This window comes from Salmonella sp. 2020_1459, assembly GCF_043847915.1.
GTDB classification, from domain to species: domain Bacteria; phylum Pseudomonadota; class Gammaproteobacteria; order Enterobacterales; family Enterobacteriaceae; genus Salmonella; species Salmonella enterica.
Map to the genome: position 1 here is coordinate 125,543 of NZ_JBCMFA010000001.1, position 19,461 is coordinate 145,003.

At 53.2% G+C, this 19,461-nt stretch carries 19 protein-coding genes; 10 read left to right on the forward strand and 9 right to left on the reverse strand.

Going from position 1 to position 19,461, the window contains the following annotated elements:
- Window positions 1-4: 4 nt before the first annotated feature.
- Window positions 5-589, reverse strand: a complete 585-nt coding sequence (gene pth, locus ACH0VJ_RS00690; protein WP_000985595.1) for an aminoacyl-tRNA hydrolase — start codon at window positions 587-589, stop codon at window positions 5-7.
- Window positions 590-864: 275 nt separating this feature from the next.
- Between pth and ychH the strand changes: the two genes are divergently transcribed.
- Window positions 865-1,143, forward strand: coding sequence for a stress-induced protein YchH (ychH, locus tag ACH0VJ_RS00695; RefSeq protein WP_000823878.1), 279 nt, complete (start codon window positions 865-867; stop codon window positions 1,141-1,143).
- Window positions 1,144-1,187: 44 nt separating this feature from the next.
- Here ychH and dauA read toward each other — a convergent pair whose 3' ends face one another.
- From dauA to lolB, 4 genes are all read right to left on the reverse strand, one after another.
- Complete coding sequence (gene dauA, locus ACH0VJ_RS00700; protein ID WP_001037188.1) at window positions 1,188-2,873, reverse strand: C4-dicarboxylic acid transporter DauA; 1,686 nt, start codon at window positions 2,871-2,873, stop codon at window positions 1,188-1,190.
- 124 nt (window positions 2,874-2,997) lie between these two features.
- Entirely contained in the window at window positions 2,998-3,945 is a 948-nt protein-coding gene (gene prs, locus ACH0VJ_RS00705; RefSeq protein ID WP_001518537.1) for a ribose-phosphate diphosphokinase, read from the reverse strand.
- A gap of 205 nt (window positions 3,946-4,150) precedes the next feature.
- Window positions 4,151-5,002: a 4-(cytidine 5'-diphospho)-2-C-methyl-D-erythritol kinase gene (ispE, locus tag ACH0VJ_RS00710; RefSeq protein WP_000988252.1), complete on the reverse strand. Its 852-nt coding sequence runs from the start codon at window positions 5,000-5,002 to the stop codon at window positions 4,151-4,153.
- Complete coding sequence (gene lolB / locus ACH0VJ_RS00715) at window positions 4,999-5,622, reverse strand: lipoprotein insertase outer membrane protein LolB (protein WP_000174484.1); 624 nt, start codon at window positions 5,620-5,622, stop codon at window positions 4,999-5,001. Before lolB ends, ispE begins: the two co-directional genes overlap by 4 nt.
- Window positions 5,623-5,935: 313 nt before the next feature.
- Here lolB and hemA point away from each other — a divergent pair, with 313 nt between their 5' ends.
- Genes hemA through kdsA form a run of 6 tightly spaced genes read left to right on the forward strand, consistent with a single transcriptional unit; the run spans window position 5,936 to window position 11,239 of the window.
- Window positions 5,936-7,192, forward strand: a complete 1,257-nt coding sequence (hemA, locus tag ACH0VJ_RS00720; protein WP_000173208.1) for a glutamyl-tRNA reductase — start codon at window positions 5,936-5,938, stop codon at window positions 7,190-7,192.
- 40 nt (window positions 7,193-7,232) lie between these two features.
- On the forward strand, window positions 7,233-8,315 hold the full coding sequence (prfA, locus tag ACH0VJ_RS00725) for a peptide chain release factor 1 (protein WP_000804703.1): 1,083 nt from the start codon (window positions 7,233-7,235) through the stop codon (window positions 8,313-8,315).
- Window positions 8,315-9,148: a peptide chain release factor N(5)-glutamine methyltransferase gene (gene prmC / locus ACH0VJ_RS00730; RefSeq protein WP_000347314.1), complete on the forward strand. Its 834-nt coding sequence runs from the start codon at window positions 8,315-8,317 to the stop codon at window positions 9,146-9,148. The genes prfA and prmC overlap by 1 nt, the downstream gene beginning before the upstream one ends.
- On the forward strand, window positions 9,145-9,534 hold the full coding sequence (gene sirB2, locus ACH0VJ_RS00735) for an invasion regulator SirB2 (RefSeq protein ID WP_000150667.1): 390 nt from the start codon (window positions 9,145-9,147) through the stop codon (window positions 9,532-9,534). Before prmC ends, sirB2 begins: the two co-directional genes overlap by 4 nt.
- 3 nt (window positions 9,535-9,537) lie before the next feature.
- On the forward strand, window positions 9,538-10,347 hold the full coding sequence (gene sirB1 / locus ACH0VJ_RS00740; protein WP_001257065.1) for an invasion regulator SirB1: 810 nt from the start codon (window positions 9,538-9,540) through the stop codon (window positions 10,345-10,347).
- A 37-nt stretch (window positions 10,348-10,384) separates the two neighbouring features.
- A complete protein-coding gene (kdsA, locus tag ACH0VJ_RS00745; RefSeq protein WP_000811046.1) occupies window positions 10,385-11,239 on the forward strand; it encodes a 3-deoxy-8-phosphooctulonate synthase in 855 nt (284 codons plus the stop codon).
- A 53-nt stretch (window positions 11,240-11,292) separates the two neighbouring features.
- On the opposite strand, the gene chaA is transcribed toward kdsA, so the two are convergent.
- Window positions 11,293-12,393, reverse strand: a complete 1,101-nt coding sequence (chaA, locus tag ACH0VJ_RS00750; protein WP_000148418.1) for a sodium-potassium/proton antiporter ChaA — start codon at window positions 12,391-12,393, stop codon at window positions 11,293-11,295.
- A 266-nt stretch (window positions 12,394-12,659) separates the two neighbouring features.
- Between chaA and chaB the strand changes: the two genes are divergently transcribed.
- A complete protein-coding gene (chaB, locus tag ACH0VJ_RS00755) occupies window positions 12,660-12,890 on the forward strand; it encodes a putative cation transport regulator ChaB (protein WP_001519701.1) in 231 nt (76 codons plus the stop codon).
- Window positions 12,891-12,969: 79 nt separating this feature from the next.
- Here chaB and ACH0VJ_RS00760 read toward each other — a convergent pair whose 3' ends face one another.
- Entirely contained in the window at window positions 12,970-13,323 is a 354-nt protein-coding gene (locus ACH0VJ_RS00760) for a DsrE/DsrF/TusD sulfur relay family protein (protein ID WP_001179794.1), read from the reverse strand.
- Between the two features lie 176 nt (window positions 13,324-13,499).
- Here ACH0VJ_RS00760 and ACH0VJ_RS00765 point away from each other — a divergent pair, with 176 nt between their 5' ends.
- The gene (locus ACH0VJ_RS00765) at window positions 13,500-14,924 is read left to right on the forward strand and encodes a YchO/YchP family invasin (RefSeq protein ID WP_001116350.1); all 1,425 of its coding nucleotides are present in this window, start codon (window positions 13,500-13,502) and stop codon (window positions 14,922-14,924) included.
- Here ACH0VJ_RS00765 and narL read toward each other — a convergent pair whose 3' ends face one another.
- Together narL and narX are read right to left on the reverse strand one after the other, a co-directional pair.
- Window positions 14,925-15,575, reverse strand: a complete 651-nt coding sequence (gene narL / locus ACH0VJ_RS00770; protein ID WP_001064598.1) for a two-component system response regulator NarL — start codon at window positions 15,573-15,575, stop codon at window positions 14,925-14,927.
- Window positions 15,568-17,364 (reverse strand): nitrate/nitrite two-component system sensor histidine kinase NarX, encoded by a 1,797-nt coding sequence (gene narX, locus ACH0VJ_RS00775; protein WP_000476244.1) that lies wholly within the window; start codon window positions 17,362-17,364, stop codon window positions 15,568-15,570. Before narX ends, narL begins: the two co-directional genes overlap by 8 nt.
- A gap of 340 nt (window positions 17,365-17,704) precedes the next feature.
- Here narX and narK point away from each other — a divergent pair, with 340 nt between their 5' ends.
- Window positions 17,705-19,102, forward strand: a complete 1,398-nt coding sequence (narK, locus tag ACH0VJ_RS00780) for a nitrate transporter NarK (RefSeq protein WP_000019850.1) — start codon at window positions 17,705-17,707, stop codon at window positions 19,100-19,102.
- Window positions 19,103-19,461: the final 359 nt, after the last annotated feature.

The window sequence follows — 19,461 nt, forward strand, 5'->3', positions numbered from 1 at the left end:
CTGGTTATTGCGCCTTAAAGGTATGCAAACGGCTTGTTGCTTTGGCCAGACCCTCTTTGAACCACAATTCCGTACAGCGTGCCGCTTCGTCAATGGCCTCATCAATTAATTTTTGTTCAGAAACAGGGGGTTTACCCAGCACGAAACCAACAACTTTATTTTTATCGCCTGGATGACCAATTCCAACGCGTAATCGGTGAAAGTTGGGATTATTGCCCAGCTTGCTGATGATGTCTTTCAGACCATTGTGGCCGCCGTGGCCGCCGCCAAGTTTAAATTTCGCGACGCCCGGAGGGAGATCCAGCTCGTCGTGAGCGACCAAAATTTCGTCCGGCTGAATACGGTAAAAACTGGCCATTGCGCCAACTGCTTTACCACTGAGGTTCATGAACGTGGTGGGTACCAGCAGGCGAACATCTTCCCCTTCCAGCGTGATGCGTGAGGTATAGCCAAAGAATTTAGGCTCTTCACGCAACGGCGCGCGCAGGCGCTCCGCCAGTAAATCGACGTACCATGCGCCTGCATTGTGTCGCGTCGCGGCATATTCCGCACCGGGATTCGCCAGACCAACAATCAATTTAATTGCCACGTTTTTTGTCCTGAGTAGATCCATAACTGGCGCGTAGTTTACTGTCTGTCTGCCCGCTTGACAAAACACAGCGACACTCTGAAGTAAATTAAATAATTGCCAGCATTGATTATTAAAAATGTAAACTGTTCAGTGTGTTATTTGTAAAGTTTTGTTAAATGAAACTTTACATTTGTGATCGCACCCGCACTTACAAACGAAAGTGTTGTCTATACTTTACACATAAAGTTTAGGGGGATTTCCTAAAAACAACCCAAAAGTTCCGGAGGTGACATATGAAACGCAAAAACGCTTCGTTATTCGGTAACGTGCTGATGGGGTTGGGGCTGGTCGTGATGGTTGTCGGCGTGGGTTACTCTATTTTAAACCAACTGCCGCAGTTTAATTTGCCGCAATTTTTTGCGCATGGCGCAATACTGAGCATTTTTGTCGGTGCAGTTCTTTGGCTGGCGGGGGCTCGTGTAGGGGGGCATGAGCAGGTGAGCGACAAATATTGGTGGGTACGTCACTATGACAAACGTTGCCGCCGTAACGACAATCGTCGTCATAGCTAACCGGTTCAGGCCCGGTAAGCGTTATCGCCACCGGGCATTGTCCATTAACTGAGTAAATCCGCTAACGCCTCCGTCCTGTTCGGGAAGAAGGTCAGACGCCCAGGAATAGGTTTGATACCGGCACGCGCCATTGTGCGCAGCGGTTGGAACTCCAGGTTACTGATACGCAATTCGCAACCCTCCGGCAGACGCTTCACAAAACGCTGAAAAGCATCAAGCCCGCCTGCATCCAGCACTGGTACTGCGTCCCATTTCAAAACGACGATACGTTTGCCCTTAATACGTGACTCAAGGTCAGTAAACAGCCCTTCCGCCGCGGCGAAAAAGAGCGGACCGATCACACGCAGCACCAGCACATCTTCAGGCACATCGACATTGACCGGCGCAAGTCGAGTCATTCGCGCAATACGGCGCATAAACAGCAGGGAAGCAAGGACAATCCCCACGCTGATGGCGATGACCATATCAAACAGAACCGTTAATGACATGCACAGCAGCATAACGATAATGTCGTCTTTCGGCGCATGGCGTAACAGATCCACCACTTTATGGGCTTCACTCATATTCCATGCCACCATCAGCAGTAGCGCCGCCATCGCGGAAAGCGGCAGCCAGGAGAGTAGCGGGGCTAAGACCAGTAGCGCCAGAATAACCAGGATAGCGTGAATTACCGCTGAGACGGGAGAGGTCGCGCCAGCGCGGACGTTGGCGGCAGAGCGGGCAATCGCGGCGGTGGCGGTGATGCCGCCAAAGAACGGCGCGACCATATTCCCCAGCCCCTGGCCGATAAGTTCGCTGTTAGCTTTATGTTTGGTGCCGGTCATGCCGTCCAGCACGACGGCGCAGAGCAATGATTCGATTGCCCCCAGCATTGCCATCGAGAAGGCCGCTGGCAGCAGCGCGCGCAGTGAATCCCAGCTTAGCGTGAAATCGGAGCCAGGAAGACTCCACGGCAGCATCAGTTGCGGCAGGAGCTGCGGGATGCCGTTGCCCTGAGTGCCGTCAGCCAGAACGTAATGGAACTGTGAGCCGATAGTCGCCACATTGCCGCCCAGCAGATTAACGATCCCCATCACGGCGCAACCGGCCAGCAGCGCGGGAAGATGTCCTGGCAGACGAATACCGAGACGCGGCCAGAAAATCAACGTTCCCAGCGTTACCACGCCAATGGCGGCATCGCCAATATTGACGGTGGGCAACGCCATAAACAGCGCGCCGACTTTCTGCAAATAGTGCTCTGGCACATGGGCCATCTGCAGACCAAGAAAATCTTTAATCTGCATGGTACCGATGGTAATACCAATCCCTGAGGTAAAACCCAACGTGACCGACACCGGGATATATTCAATCAATCGCCCCAGTCTCGCCAGGCCGAAAAGGATCAGGAAGAAGCCCGACATCAGCGTGGCGACCAGTAGGCCCGCCAGACCAAACTGTTGCGATACCGGATACAAAATCACCACAAACGCGGCGGTAGGGCCGGAAACGCTAAAGCGCGAGCCGCCGGTTAGCGCGATCACGATCCCGGCGACAGCGGAGGTATAGAGGCCATACTGCGGCGCAACGCCACTGCCAATTGCCAGCGCCATCGCCAGCGGGATAGCAATAATCCCGACGGTGATCCCGGCTATCACATCACGGGTGAACCGGGAGGCGGTATATTTTTCTTTCCAGCAAGCATCGATGAGAGCGCGGAAAGGCATCACATGTGAGGAAAATAATTTGTTCACAATAATGTTTCATCCATGAGCGCATCATCTGTCAACTAAATGGCAGGTGAAGGAGGCATAAGTCATACAAAAGGGTGTTACAGACAAAAAAACCCGCCGCAGCGGGTTTCAGATCCGGGTTCGATCAATGCTCGAACATGGCGGAAATCGATTCTTCGTTGCTGATACGGCGAATCGCTTCGGCCAGCATACCTGACAGGGTCAAAGTACGCACGTTCGGCAGCGCTTTGATTTCGTCGGTCAGCGGAATGGTGTCGCAGACAACGACTTCATCAATGACGGAGTTGCGCAGGTTGTTTGCCGCATTGCCTGAGAAGATCGGGTGCGTCGCGTAGGCAAACACGCGTTTAGCGCCACGTTCTTTCAATGCTTCTGCTGCTTTGCACAGAGTACCGCCGGTATCGATCATATCATCAACCAGCACGCAGTCACGGCCAGCGACGTCACCGATGATGTGCATCACCTGAGAAACGTTCGCGCGCGGACGACGTTTATCAATGATAGCCATATCGGTATCGTTCAGCAGCTTAGCGATAGCGCGGGCACGAACCACGCCGCCAATATCCGGAGAAACCACGATCGGGTTATCCAGATTCAGTTGCAGCATATCTTCGAGCAGGATTGGGCTACCGAACACGTTATCAACCGGAACGTCAAAGAAGCCCTGGATCTGTTCAGCATGCAGATCTACGGTGAGAACGCGGTCAACGCCGACGCTGGACAGGAAGTCAGCGACAACTTTTGCGGTAATCGGCACACGGGCGGAACGTACGCGACGGTCCTGGCGAGCATAACCGAAGTAAGGGATAACGGCGGTGATACGGCCTGCGGAAGCACGGCGCAGGGCATCAACCATAACGACCAATTCCATCAGGTTGTCGTTAGTAGGGGCACAAGTGGACTGGATGATGAAAATATCACCACCGCGTACGTTTTCGTTGATTTGTACGCTGACTTCGCCGTCGCTAAAGCGACCTACAGCGGCGTCGCCGAGAGAAGTGTACAGGCGGTTGGCAATACGTTGTGCTAGTTCCGGGGTGGCGTTACCAGCAAAAAGCTTCATATCAGGCACGAGAAGAACCTCAGGCATGCGTCCAGTGGTGGATGAATCGGGCCAAAAACTGTGCGGGCCAGGCCGATTTCATCCAGGCGGTGTATTAAAGAGCGCGATGCAACGTCTGGAACAGGGTGACGTTGTCACCGGAGCTCAGTTTGCCCGGCAGGGTTACTCATCACCATTCTTCTTTCGTCAGCAGAACTGACGGAAACCGAATGATTCAGAGCAGGGCTTGCTTCAATGGTGAGAGATTGACACCTTTCGCCACAAAGCCTTGCAACCATTCCGGGGCTTGCTCAAGCACCTGGCGGGCAGCGAGTTCCGTGTCGAATTCAGCAAAGACACAGGCTCCTGTTCCAGTCAGGCGCGACGGCGCGTATTCTAACAGCCAGGAAAGCACATCATCAACCTCGCGAAAACGTTTTCTTGCGATAACCTCGCAATCATTGCCGAATTCACAATTTAATAACGTTTCTATTGACCTGACCGGGGTATTTCGTGGCAGCTCCGGATCGCGAAAAATGATCGGCGTCGGGATGCTGACGCCCGGATGGGCCACCAGGTACCATTTTTCCGCCACGTCGACCGGCGTGAGCACTTCGCCAACGCCTTCGGCAAACGCCGCGTGGCCGCGAACAAACACCGGCACGTCGGCGCCCAGCGTCAGTCCGAGCGTCGCCAGCTCATCTTCCGGGAGCCCACACTGCCAGAGATGATTCAGCGCGACCAGCACGGTGGCCGCGTTTGACGAACCGCCACCGAGGCCGCCGCCCATGGGAAGGCGCTTCTCAATGCTGATATCCGCACCGCTTCCGGCGGGCAGGCGTCCACTCTCCGAGGCGACTTTCATCAACAGCCGCGCGGCGCGGACGATCAGATTGTCTTCATTTTCAACGCCGGTAACCGGCGTTAATAAATGGATTTCGCCATCGTGACGCGGTTCGATGTGGAGTGTGTCGCCATAATCCAGAAACTGAAACAGCGTCTGCAGCGTGTGGTAGCCGTCTGCACGCTGTCCGGTGATATATAAAAACAGGTTTAATTTTGCCGGAGAAGGCCAATGGGTCATCATTTCACAATCCAGTTATCCATTTTCAGCTTAATGCGCTGACTGCCGTCGGAAAGCTCCATATTGGCAGGCATGGCAGGCTGCGTTTTGCTGTCATAGCCACCGTAAACCACTTTCCAGTTTTTACCATCCTGGCGATAGTTCACTTCGCTCAGGCGGTACTGGTCGTCCAGTTTGTAGTCAGTGGCATCGCCAGGCAGACCGAGGATCCACTGCCGCAGGCTGTTTAACGGAATCGGCATCCCGGTGAGTTTGCCGATCATCTCTTCGGCGTCATCGGCGGTATAACGCTGGCCTTTGTTATCCACCAACTGGACGTTGCCCGGCTGGGCGTTAAGCTCCAGCTCGGTGCTGCCCAGCGGGTTGGTAAGCAGCAGGCGGTAGCGATCCTGTCCGGTCTGTTGCCAGAAGAAGCGCGCATAGACTTTCTGATCATCTGAGATGTAAGCAAAGGCGCCGCGCGTCTGGTATTGATTCAGATGACGCACCTCTTGCTGATGCTGGCGCCACTGAGGGGAATCCGGGCTCTTGCCCGGGCCTTTATGCCCAGGAAGCGTACAGGCGGTGAGAACCAGGCTTGCTAACGGCAGTAGACGAATCAGGCGAAAATCGGGCAGGGTCATAGTGATGACGAATCCTTGTGATACGGTGCAATAATTGCCTGATGGCGTTACGCTTATCAGGCCTGAAAACTGAACCTGCAGGCTGTAAAAACGTTCGCGCCGCGATTCGGCAAATTTTTGCTATCGGTTACAGTTATAGCCTTTAATGCTAGCGCCGCCTGGTGACATCGTCTACTTTCAAGTTGTCTTAAATCATCAAATTAGCGAGCGCTGCCAATTACTCCAAAAGGGGGCTCTCTCTTTTATTGACCACGCGCATCCTGTATGATGCAAGCAGACTAACCATATCAACGCTGGTACTACTCCCGCAGACATGACCCTTTTAGCGCTCGGTATTAACCATAAAACGGCACCTGTATCGCTGCGAGAACGCGTAACGTTTTCGCCGGACACGCTTGATCAGGCGCTGGACAGCCTGCTTGCGCAGCCAATGGTGCAGGGCGGGGTCGTGCTGTCAACCTGTAACCGTACAGAGCTGTATCTGAGCGTGGAAGAGCAGGATAACCTGCAAGAAGCGCTGATCCGCTGGTTATGCGATTACCATAACCTGAACGAGGACGATCTGCGCAACAGTCTGTACTGGCATCAGGATAATGACGCCGTCAGCCACCTGATGCGCGTCGCCAGCGGTCTGGATTCACTGGTGCTGGGCGAACCGCAAATCCTCGGTCAGGTGAAAAAAGCGTTTGCGGATTCGCAAAAAGGCCACCTTAACGCCAGCGCGCTGGAGCGAATGTTTCAGAAGTCTTTTTCCGTCGCTAAGCGAGTGCGGACTGAAACCGATATCGGCGCCAGCGCCGTCTCCGTCGCGTTTGCCGCCTGTACGCTCGCCCGCCAAATCTTTGAATCGCTGTCGACGGTCACCGTACTGTTAGTTGGCGCGGGCGAAACCATTGAACTGGTGGCGCGTCACCTGCGCGAGCATAAAGTACAAAAGATGATTATCGCCAACCGAACCCGCGAGCGCGCGCAAGCCCTGGCGGATGAGGTAGGTGCTGAGGTTATCTCGCTCAGCGATATCGACGCCCGTTTGCAGGATGCCGATATTATTATCAGTTCGACCGCCAGCCCGCTGCCGATTATCGGTAAAGGCATGGTGGAGCGCGCATTAAAAAGCCGTCGCAACCAGCCGATGCTGCTGGTGGATATTGCCGTACCGCGCGACGTTGAACCGGAAGTCGGCAAACTGGCGAACGCTTATCTTTATAGCGTCGATGATTTACAGAGCATCATTTCGCATAATCTGGCGCAGCGTCAGGCTGCGGCAGTAGAAGCGGAAACGATTGTTGAGCAGGAAGCCAGCGAGTTTATGGCCTGGCTACGCGCCCAGGGGGCCAGCGAGACCATTCGGGAATACCGTAGTCAGTCGGAGCAGATTCGTGACGAACTGACTACCAAAGCGCTGTCGGCCCTTCAACAGGGCGGTGATGCGCAAGCCATCTTGCAGGATCTGGCATGGAAACTGACCAACCGCCTGATTCATGCGCCAACGAAATCACTTCAACAGGCTGCCCGTGACGGGGATGACGAACGCCTGAATATTCTGCGCGACAGCCTCGGGCTGGAGTAGCAGCACACACCACACTTTTTTACAGGGTGAATTTACGCCTATGAAGCCTTCTATCGTTGCCAAACTGGAAGCCCTGCACGAACGCCATGAGGAAGTTCAGGCGTTGCTGGGCGATGCGGGAATTATCGCCGACCAGGACCGCTTTCGCGCATTGTCGCGCGAATATGCGCAATTAAGCGACGTTTCTCGCTGTTTTACGGACTGGCAACAGGTTCAGGACGATATCGAGACGGCTCAGATGATGCTCGACGATCCTGAAATGCGAGAAATGGCGCAGGAAGAACTGCGCGAAGCGAAAGAAAAAAGCGAACAACTGGAGCAACAGTTACAGGTACTGCTGCTGCCGAAAGATCCGGACGATGAACGAAACGCGTTCCTTGAGGTTCGCGCCGGCACCGGCGGCGACGAAGCCGCGCTGTTTGCCGGCGATCTGTTCCGCATGTACAGCCGTTATGCCGAAGCGCGCCGCTGGCGCGTGGAGATCATGAGCATGAGCGAAGGCGAGCATGGCGGTTATAAAGAGATCATCGCCAAAATCAGCGGCGACGGCGTGTATGGCCGACTGAAATTTGAGTCCGGCGGACACCGCGTACAGCGTGTTCCGGCGACCGAGTCGCAGGGGCGTATCCATACCTCCGCCTGTACCGTCGCCGTGATGCCGGAGCTGCCGGAAGCCGAGCTGCCGGATATTAACCCGGCGGATCTGCGCATTGATACGTTTCGTTCTTCCGGCGCGGGCGGTCAGCACGTTAACACCACCGACTCCGCTATCCGAATTACCCACTTGCCGACCGGCATCGTGGTGGAATGCCAGGACGAGCGTTCGCAGCATAAAAACAAAGCGAAAGCGCTCTCGGTGCTCGGGGCGCGCATTCACGCCGCCGAAACGGCAAAACGCCAGCAGGCCGAGGCGTCAACGCGACGCAATCTGCTTGGCAGCGGCGATCGCAGCGATCGTAACCGGACCTATAATTTCCCGCAGGGGCGCGTGACCGATCATCGTATTAATCTGACGTTATATCGCCTTGATGAAACGATGGAAGGTAAGCTGGATATGCTGATTGAGCCGATTGTTCAGGAACACCAGGCTGACCTGTTAGCCGCCTTATCCGAGCAGGAATAATGGATTTTCAGCACTGGCTGCATGAGGCGGTAAACCAGCTCCGGGACAGCGACAGCCCCCGGCGCGACGCCGAGATCCTGCTAGAGTACGTTACGGGCAAGGGGCGGACGTATATCATGGCCTTTGGCGAAACGCCGCTTACCGACGTCCAGCAACAACAGCTCGCGGACCTGCTGCAGCGGCGTAAACAGGGCGAACCTATTGCGTACCTGACGGGCTTACGCGAATTCTGGTCGCTGCCGCTCTTCGTTTCTCCCGCCACGCTAATCCCGCGCCCGGATACCGAATGTCTGGTTGAACAGGCGTTGGCGCGATTGCCGGTAAAAACCTGTCGTATTCTGGATTTAGGCACCGGAACCGGCGCGATTGCGCTGGCGCTGGCCTGCGAGCGACCGGATTGCGAGGTGACTGCGGTCGATCGTATGCCTGATGCGGTTGCGCTGGCGATACGCAACGCGGAACATTTGGCTATCCGGAATGTGCGTATACTGCAAAGTTGTTGGTTCAGCGCGCTATCGGGGCAGCAGTTCGACATGATTGTCAGCAATCCGCCCTACATTGACGCGCAGGACCCGCACCTTAGCGAAGGCGATGTACGCTTTGAACCGCGCTCAGCGTTGGTGGCGGACGAAAACGGTATGGCGGATCTTACGCATATTATCGATAATGCCCGCCAGATGTTAACGCCCGGCGGCTTCCTGCTGCTGGAGCACGGTTGGCGGCAAGGCGAAGCGGTAAGAGCGGTTTTCAGGCGGTCTGGTTACTCGGATGTAGAAACGTGTCGTGATTATGGCGGTAATGAACGCGTGACCTGCGGACGTTTTACGCCATGACAATTGCAATGTTGCTCACGCTTCATCTTATCTGTGTTGCGCTCTCCGTCAGTTTGTTTGTCGCTCGTTACTGGTGGCGCTATTGCGGCCATGCGTTGGCCGCCGCGCGCTGGACACGAATCGTGCCTCCCGTCATAGATACCCTGTTACTGCTTAGCGGTATTGGGTTAATCGTTAAAACGCACATCCTGCCATTCACGGAGTCGGGCTCATGGCTGACTGAAAAACTGTTTGGCGTTATCATCTACATCGTTTTGGGTTTTATTGCGCTTGATTATCGTCAGGCGCGCAGCCAGCAGGCGCGTTTTATCGCTTTCCCGCTGGCGCTGGTGGTGCTGTACATCATCATTAAACTCGCCACCACAAAAATACCGTTACTGGGGTAAGTCATGAGGTCGTTAGCTGATTTCGAATTTAACAATGCGCCGCTGTGTGATGGCATGATCCTGGCATCAGAGATGATTCGCCTGGATTTTCCCACGCAGTTTGTCTACGACGAACTGGAACGTCTGGTCAGTCTGGCGCAGGAAGAAATTAGCCAGCTCCTGTCTCAGGATGAGCAACTGGAAAAATTGCTGGCACTTTTTTACGGCGAGTGGGGGTTCACGGATTCCCGCGGCGTCTACCGTCTTTCTGATGCTTTATGGCTCGATAAAGTCCTGAAAAAACGCCAGGGGAGCGCGGTATCGTTGGGCGCTATTTTATTATGGATAGCAAACCGTCTTGATTTGCCGTTGGTGCCCGTTATCTTCCCAACGCAACTGATTTTGCGTATTGAATCGCTGGAAGGGGAAATGTGGCTGATTAACCCGTTCAACGGTGAAACGCTTGATGAACATACCCTCGAAGTCTGGTTAAAAGGCAATATTAGTCCGGTCGCCGAGTTGTTTAACGAAGATTTGGACGAGGCGGATAACGCCGAAGTGATTCGTAAGCTACTGGATACGCTGAAATCCTCGCTGATGGAGGAACGGCAAATGGAGCTGGCGCTACGCGTTAGCGAAGCATTGTTGCAATTTAACCCGGAAGATCCTTACGAAATCCGTGACCGCGGGTTGATCTACGCGCAGCTTGAGTGTGAACACGTTGCGCTGACTGATTTAAGCTACTTCGTTGAACAGTGTCCGGAAGACCCGATCAGCGAAATGATTCGTGCGCAGATCAACACCATTGCGCACAAGCAAATTGTTCTACATTAATTAACCGACATTTTACCTATAAGTGTAAGGCGATCCTATGAAACAAAAAGTGGTTAACATTGGCGACATTAAGGTGGCAAATGACCTGCCGTTTGTGCTGTTTGGCGGTATGAACGTGCTGGAGTCACGCGATCTGGCAATGCGCATTTGTGAGCACTACGTAACCGTTACCCAGAAGCTGGGTATTCCTTACGTGTTCAAGGCCTCTTTTGATAAAGCCAACCGTTCCTCTATTCACTCTTACCGTGGGCCGGGTCTGGAAGAAGGGATGAAAATCTTCCAGGAACTCAAGCAGACATTTGGCGTAAAAGTAATCACTGACGTCCATGAAGCCAGCCAGGCGCAGCCTGTTGCTGATGTGGTTGACGTGATTCAGCTCCCGGCGTTTCTGGCGCGCCAGACCGACCTGGTGGAAGCGATGGCGAAAACCGGCGCTGTGATTAACGTGAAAAAGCCGCAGTTCGTAAGCCCGGGTCAGATGGGCAATATTGTGGATAAGTTCCATGAGGGCGGTAACGATAAGGTGATTCTGTGCGACCGCGGCGCGAACTTCGGCTATGACAACCTGGTGGTGGATATGCTGGGCTTTAGCGTGATGAAAAAGGTCTCCGGCAACTCGCCAGTGATTTTCGACGTCACCCACGCGCTGCAATGCCGCGACCCATTTGGCGCCGCCTCTGGCGGTCGTCGTGGTCAGGTGACCGAGCTGGCGCGCGCCGGTATGGCTGTCGGTCTGGCGGGCCTGTTCCTGGAGTCGCATCCGGACCCGGCTAACGCGAAGTGCGACGGTCCTTCCGCGCTGCCGCTGGCGAAACTGGAGCAGTTCCTGACCCAGATAAAAGCGATTGATGATTTGGTGAAAAGCTTCGACGAGCTGGATACCGAGAACTGATTGCGGTTTTTAGCTTGTGTAGGCCGGATAAGATACTATCCGGCTTTTTTATATCAGGCAAAAATCGTCATCAGATAGGCGGCAAATAAAGCCAGATGCGCCGCGCCGTTTAGCACGTTGGTGCGTCCGGTAGAGAACGAAATATGGCACAGCACTAACGAGGCCACCATCACTACCATTTCCGGCGCGCCTAAACCAAATACCAGATCATTACCTGTCGCCCAGGCGATGAGCGTGACGACCGGCACGGTTAATGAAATCGTCGCCAACACCGATCCGAAGAACAGATTCATTGCCCGCTGAACCTGATTATTCAGTACCGCCTTCAGCGCGCCCAGTCCTTCCGGCGAGAGAATTAACAGCGCGACCAGGAAACCGGTAAAGGCGACCGGGGCGTTCATGCTGGTCAGCAACGCCTCCAGCGGGCTGGCATTCATTTTGGTAACGGCAATGACCGCAATTAAATGAATGAGTAACCAGACCGTATGCCAGCCGCTACTGTGCGCGGAGGGTTTACCGTGGTGTGGATTGTCATCATCGCCTTCATCTTCATGTTCATAGATAAATAAGCTCTGGTGCGTTTTGGTTTGAATCAACAAAAATACGCCGTACATCGCGGCGGAAATTAACGCGACCAATAATGCCTGACCGGTAGAGAAATTGGCTTGCGGCAATGCCATTGGAAAAACCAGCACAATAATCGCCAGCGGAAACAGCGCGATAAGATACTGCTTAATCCCAAATAAATTCATATATTGCGTTGCGAATTTACGCCCGCCCAACAACAACGAGAAACCGACCAGTCCCCCGGTGACAATCATAATAATAGAGTAGAGCGTATCGCGCATAAGCGTTGGCGCAGCATCGCCGGTGGCCATCAGCGCTGAAATTAAACTCACCTCAAGAATAACGACGGACAGGCTTAAAATAAGCGATCCGTAGGGTTCGCCGAGTCGGTGCGCTAATACATCGGCATGACGGACCACGCTAAATGCGCTGCTTAAAATACCAATAAGTGCAAGGATATTGATGCCAATAACCACTGGTAGTGACTGGCTGCTTCCCCAAAGGAACAGCACTACCAGCGCAAGAACCGGGAAAATAAGCGAAGTCTCCTTATGGCGGGTTTTCACCGCCTCACAGGCATGCGTCATGAGGGTCTCCCTTGTGCAGGTGTTAATATTTTGGAAAGAGTAGAGAAGGTAAAAATAGCAGAAATTTGTATTTTTTTAGTGGTTTTTTACGTAGTTTTACGGCGTAGACGATTTTTTTCTTTCAAGGTCAGTAAAACAACGATCTTGTTTTAACAGTGTTTAAATAACAAAAAGTTAATTTCCGTAAAAAGCAAAAATCCTCCTCGACTGGCGTAATAACGCATTGTTTACCACACTTAATGTTTTTCCTGAAGACGGAGGCGCTGATGCCGTATAAAGCCAAAAGTGATTTACCCGATAATGTGCGGAATGTTCTTCCAACCCATGCCCAGGACATTTACAAAGAAGCCTTTAATAGCGCCTGGGAGCAATATAAAGATAAAGCCGATCGTCGTGATGACGCCAGCCGCGAGGAAACCGCACACAAAGTCGCCTGGGCGGCGGTTAAAAACGATTATGAAAAAGGCGAGGATGATAAATGGCATAAGAAAAAATAAACGCGGTATTACTCGCGTGTTAGCCTGATTTTCTTGCCGGAAGTCTATCCTGACGCGGGAGCTTTTCCCGCGTACAGATTTAAAATGTCAGCACTTTGTCCGCCGCCAGCGTCCATTGCGCCAGCTCGACCAGCGTTCCGATTTCCACACCGTCAATCAGCGGCAGGGGAGTGATACCACGTCCGTCCGCACAGGTTTTGCATAATTTTACCGGTACGTTTTGCGCGGTTAGAATTTCCAGCATTTGCTGAATATTGTAGCCTTCGGCTGGTTTTTGACCGCGTAACCCTGCGGTTACGGCATCTGACATCAAAAACAGGCGTAAATCGAGATGGCTTTCCTGCTCGCGCAGCGCAATGGCCAGACGCAGGCTATTAAATAATGATTCGCTGCCGTAGGCGGCGCCGTTAGCGATAATGACGATATTTTGCATGGATAACCCTTCTCCTTGAGAAATTTTGTCGGCAATGGCGTTATGTTACCTCGGGAACCGGGTACCGCCAAATGCGTGGATAAAATCCCGGGACGCTCTGCGGAAAAAATAAGGATATTCCTGGAAGCACGAGAAAAGGCTGCAAAACCTGTCCGGACACGTTATGGTTTACTCTGATGCCATTCCTCTTATCTTTTGTTGTAGAAGTTGCCGACACGTTGAGCCGTATTGTTTTTCGTTCATTCTCACTCTCGCTTCTCTTGCTGGCTGCCAGCGGTACGATCCGTGCGCAGGCGCAAGATCCTTTCACGCAAAACCGTCTGCCGGATTTAGGCATGATGCCGGAATCCCACGAAGGGGAAAAGCATTTTGCCGAGATGGCCAAAGCGTTTGGCGAAGCCAGCATGAAAAATAACGATCTGGATACTGGTGAACAGGCGCGGCAATTCGCTTTCGGACAGGTACGCGATGTGGTCAGCGAGCAGGTTAACCAGCAGCTTGAAAGCTGGCTATCAGCCTGGGGCAGCGCCAGCGTGGATATTAACGTCGATAACGAAGGTCATTTTAACGGCAGTCGCGGAAGCTGGTTTATCCCTTTACAGGATAAACAGCGCTATCTGACCTGGAGCCAGCTTGGTCTTACGCAACAGACTGACGGACTGGTAAGCAACATTGGCGTAGGACAGCGCTGGGCGCAGGATGGCTGGCTTCTTGGCTATAATACCTTTTACGATAATCTGCTGGATGAAAATCTACAGCGCGCCGGCTTTGGCGCGGAGGCGTGGGGAGAATATTTGCGTTTATCCGCCAACTATTATCAGCCTTTTGCCGACTGGCAGACGCATACGGCGACCTTAGAACAGCGAATGGCGCGCGGATATGATATCAACGCGCAAATGCGCCTGCCGTTTTACCAGCATATCAATACCAGCGTTAGTCTGGAGCAGTACTTTGGCGATAGCGTGGATCTGTTTGACTCCGGAACGGGGTATCACAATCCTGTCGCGTTAAAACTGGGTCTCAACTATACGCCAGTACCTTTGCTTACCATGACCGCCCAGCACAAACAGGGCGAGAGCGGGGTCAGTCAAAATAACCTGGGGCTGACGCTTAACTACCGCTTCGGCGTGCCGCTCAAAAAGCAGCTTGCCGCCAGTGAAGTGGCGCAAAGCCAGTCATTACGCGGTAGCCGCTATGATACGCCGCAACGTAACTCGCTGCCGACAATGGAGTATCGGCAGCGTAAAACGTTAACGGTTTTTCTGGCGACGCCGCCCTGGGATCTTACGCCTGGTGAGACGGTTGCGTTAAAATTGCAGGTGCGCAGCGTGCACGGTATTCGTCATTTGAGCTGGCAGGGCGATACACAGGCATTAAGTTTGACGGCAGGAACGGACACCCGCAGTACCGAGGGCTGGACAATCATTATGCCGGCCTGGGATCACCGCGAAGGCGCGGCAAATCGCTGGCGTTTATCGGTGGTGGTTGAGGATGAAAAAGGTCAGCGTGTCTCTTCCAATGAGATCACGCTCGCGCTGACTGAGCCGTTTATCACGATGCCGGACGATAATCCGCATTGGCAACCGTTCCAGGAGCAATAATTAAAAGATACGTTCCTGATGTACCCAGACGGCGGCCTCCACGCGCGATTTCAGCTTCATTTTCTTGAGCATATGTTTCACGTGCACTTTGACCGTACTTTCGGTGATATCCAGACGTCGGGCAATCATCTTATTTGGCAATCCCTGCGCAATGAGCTTCAGAATATCGCGCTCACGCGGGGTGAGTTGCGTTACATCGCGATCGGTGGTGGCGCGGTTGGCCCGCAGGCTGGCCGCCAGTACCGGCGTTAACGCTTCACTTAATACCATTTCGCCGGCGGCGGCCTGTTGTAACGCTTTGAGCAAGTCCTCCGGCTCCATGTCTTTCAACAGATAACCGTCCGCGCCGCGCTTTAGCGCCGTGACGACATCTTCTTCATGGTTGGATACGCTGAAAACGACAATACGTCCTGACAGCGCTTTTTCGCGTAATTTATCCAGCGTTTCGAGACCATTCATTCCCGGCATATTCAAATCAAGGAGGATCAGATCGGGATCGAGCGATTCCGCCAGGTCAATACCCTGCTCACCGTTGCTGGCTTCTCCGACCACGCTGATATCGGGCGCCATACTCACAAGCTGCTTTACACCCGTGCGTAGCATCGGATGGTCGTCGATTAACAGGATGGTTGCCGGTTCCTGATTATTCATGGGTATCTCCCTGGGTTTCTGTGAAGTTTGTTTCTGGAATAAAAGTAACAGTGACCTCTGTTCCGCCAGTCTCGCGTCGGCGTACCTGGCAATCGCCGCGCAAACTTTGCGCCCGATCGCGCATGATGATCATGCCGTAGTGATTACTGCGTTCGGCGTTTTCCGGGACGCCGCAGCCATTATCCTGCACTTTTAGTTTGACCTGTTTGCCACATTGCGTCACTGTCACCACCACATCGTCGGCATGAGAGTGTTTAAGGGCGTTGCTGAGGGCTTCCCTGGCAATTTGCAACAGGTGTATCGCCTGGTGTGAAGGCACCAGGCGGGGGGGAAGCTGATAATCCAGTTTTACCGTAAAGCCAAACCGGGCGCTGAACTCCTGGCAGCTTGCCTCCAGCGCCGGACGTAGCCCGGGTTCCGTCAACTGTAACCGGAAAGTGGTTAACAGTTCGCGCAGTTGCGCCCAAGAGCAGTTTAGCTCATTGCGAATTTGGCTGAGTAACTCACGGCTGCTTTCCGGTAACACGTCGCCCTGCATTTGCAGGCAGCTCACCTGCATCTTCATACAAGAGAGCGACTGGGCAATAGAATCATGCAGTTCGCGGGCAATGGTGGCACGCTCTTCCATGACAATCAACTGCTGCTGGCGCTCCTGATGCCTGTCGAGCGCCAGAGTCGCGGTAAGCTGTTCAACCAGCGTGTCCACCAACTGTTGCTGATCGTGGCTGAGATGGCGTCCATAGGGCAGCGTCGCCAGCAAAATACCGTATTGGGTGTGAGAATCGGTGAGCCGCCATTTTAAGGTGGTGCCGCCGTTAATCATCGGCAGGGCGCTACGTGGGCAAAGGTGGCAGCCTTTATCATCGCAACTGATGTCCGACTGACAGGTAAATTCCTGATGATTATCTTCATCTTCCAGGTCATAGACTCGCAGCTCAATATCATGCAACTGGGTTAAATTTTGCAGGCCATTCAGTACCGGTGAAAGACGTTCACATAGCGGAGCCTGTGAATGCAGTCGGCGGTTGGCTTGCCACAAAAACGAGAGAATCTGGTTTTTATGTTCCAGACCGGCTGTTTTTTCCTGTACGCGCTGTTCCAGTACCGCATAACTTTCGGCCAGTTCTTCAGACATATTATTGAGCGCAGAACCCAACGCGGCCATCTCATTGCGTCCACTGATATTGGCACGTTGGGTAAAGTCGCGCTGACTGACGGCGCGCGCCATTGATAACAACTGTTTCCAGGGCTGCAAAAGGCGAACACGTAGCCAGATAATCGTAAATACCAGCAATAGCGCCATAAAGATCGCCATTACCCGGTGAACTAATACCACGCGTTCGATACGCAATTCAGTCGTATGGTCGAACGACGTCACCAGGCGATCCAGGCCCGCCACAAAGCGCGTGACATCTTCTGCGACCGCGTGCGCGTTTTGCGCGTGCTGTAGCCCTGGCGAGAGTTCGTTATGCCAGTAATCCTGCAACGCTTTAAGCTGCTTTTGCTGCCCGTCTCGCTCAGCGGCGCGGGTCAGTTCCGGGCTGAATGCCGTTTGCTCCATCTCATCCAGCAGCTTTTGATCTTTAGCATCCAGCGGGACAGCTGCCAGTAGTCGATAGCTTTGCATACGCAATGAGCCCGCTTTATTAATCGCATGAGCGCTACCCTGCACGCCCTGAACCAGCCAGCCGGAAACCGCCATCCCCGCCACGCCGATAGCGGTAGAGAGCATGACAATCAGCGCCAGTTGGTTAACCAGCGTAAGAGGAGAGAAACACCGTTTAAACATGTTACCTTCTTTCTTCGGGGTAATGTCGCCGAAAAAACGTAGCAAAAAAGAGGGGCGTCAATCGGCTGTGCCGCTATTCTCAACGATACAGCGGAGTATACCCATACCTATAACGAGTTACTCCTTAATTGCCGCCGTAGAGAGGTATCTGCGACGGGAAGGAGTAGACAGACACAGCATGGTGAAAAACCACAGCTTTTTTACCAAAATAGCCTACTCATTAAGGGTAATAACGCTTTTTAGTCGCCGGTGATGACGACTTTTCCTTTGATTTATATCAACTTACCTTCGGCAGTAAACCCTAATGTGGCAGACATCAAATCAAGAATCAGAGGTGTCTATGAGTCACTCATCCGCCCCGGAAAGGGCAACTGGCGCTGTTATCACGGAATGGCGTCCGGAAGATCCGGCGTTCTGGCAGCAGCGCGGCCATCGTGTCGCCAGCCGTAATTTGTGGATTTCTGTCCCGTGTTTACTGCTGGCGTTTTGCGTCTGGATGCTATTTAGCGCAGTGGCGGTAAACCTGCCGAAAGTGGGATTTAATTTTACGACCGATCAGCTCTTTATGTTGACTGCGCTGCCATCTGTTTCCGGCGCGCTGCTACGGGTGCCTTACTCCTTTATGGTGCCGCTATTTGGCGGACGTCGCTGGACAGCGTTCAGTACCGGTATCCTCATCGTGCCTTGCGTATGGTTAGGCTTTGCCGTTCAGGATACCAGTACGCCATTTAGCACTTTCATTATTATTTCCTTGCTGTGTGGTTTTGCCGGCGCGAACTTTGCCTCCAGTATGGCGAACATCAGCTTTTTCTTTCCTAAACAAAAGCAGGGCGGCGCGCTGGGTTTGAACGGCGGTCTGGGCAATATGGGCGTGAGCGTGATGCAGCTGGTTGCGCCGCTGGTGGTTTCGCTCTCTATCTTTGCCGCCTTTGGTAGCCACGGTGTAGAGCAGCCGGACGGTTCTCAGCTCTATCTGGCGAACGCGGCCTGGATTTGGGTGCCTTTCCTGGCCATTTTTACGCTGGCAGCGTGGTTCGGCATGAACGAATTGGCGACGTCTAAGGCCTCGCTAAAAGAGCAACTGCCGGTGCTCAAACGTGGTCATCTGTGGATCATGAGTCTGCTGTATCTGGCGACCTTCGGATCGTTTATCGGTTTCTCCGCGGGGTTCGCTATGCTGTCTAAAACACAATTCCCGGATGTGCAGATCCTGCATTATGCGTTTTTCGGTCCGTTTATCGGCGCGCTGGCGCGTTCGGCAGGCGGCGCAATTTCTGACCGTCTGGGGGGGACTCGCGTCACGCTTATCAACTTTGTCCTGATGGCGATTTTCAGCGGTCTGCTGTTCCTGACATTACCTACTGGCGGCGTTGGCGGTAGCTTTATCGCGTTCTACGGGGTATTTCTGGCGCTGTTCCTGACGGCTGGGTTGGGGAGTGGTTCTACCTTCCAGATGATCTCCGTTATCTTCCGTAAACTGACAATGGACCGGGTAAAAGCGGAAGGCGGGTCGGAAGAAAGAGCCATGCGTGAAGCGGCAACTGATACGGCGGCGGCGCTGGGCTTTATTTCCGCGATTGGCGCGATTGGCGGCTTTTTTATTCCGAAAGCGTTTGGTTCATCTTTAGCATTAACCGGTTCTCCAGTCGGCGCGATGAAAGTCTTTCTTATTTTCTATATCGCCTGCGTCGTTATTACTTGGGCGGTATATGGACGTCATTCTAAAAATAAAAAGTAACTTTTGATTATCCTTTGCGCGGCGTTAGACCGCGCTTTTTTTTATCTGTATTTAGTTACAACATACTTATAATCAAGAAGAGAGACGCGGCAGGGCTAACCACGCACATCTTTATCGGTCATCCAGGGGGATACCCCTTAATACCCACTTGTTGAAAATTTAACATTCATGTCGTGCGTAAATTTAATTTTATGTAATTAAATCAGTAATATATATAAATAAAACTCCTCCTCCAAAAGGAGTATGCAGGAGGTTTGCGCGCCATTTGCATCCCTGCCCGCCTTGATCGTTATCAATTCTCACGCCCATTCAGCGCGTTACCTTCGCCCTTAGTTAAGCAATGTCGATTTATCAGAGAG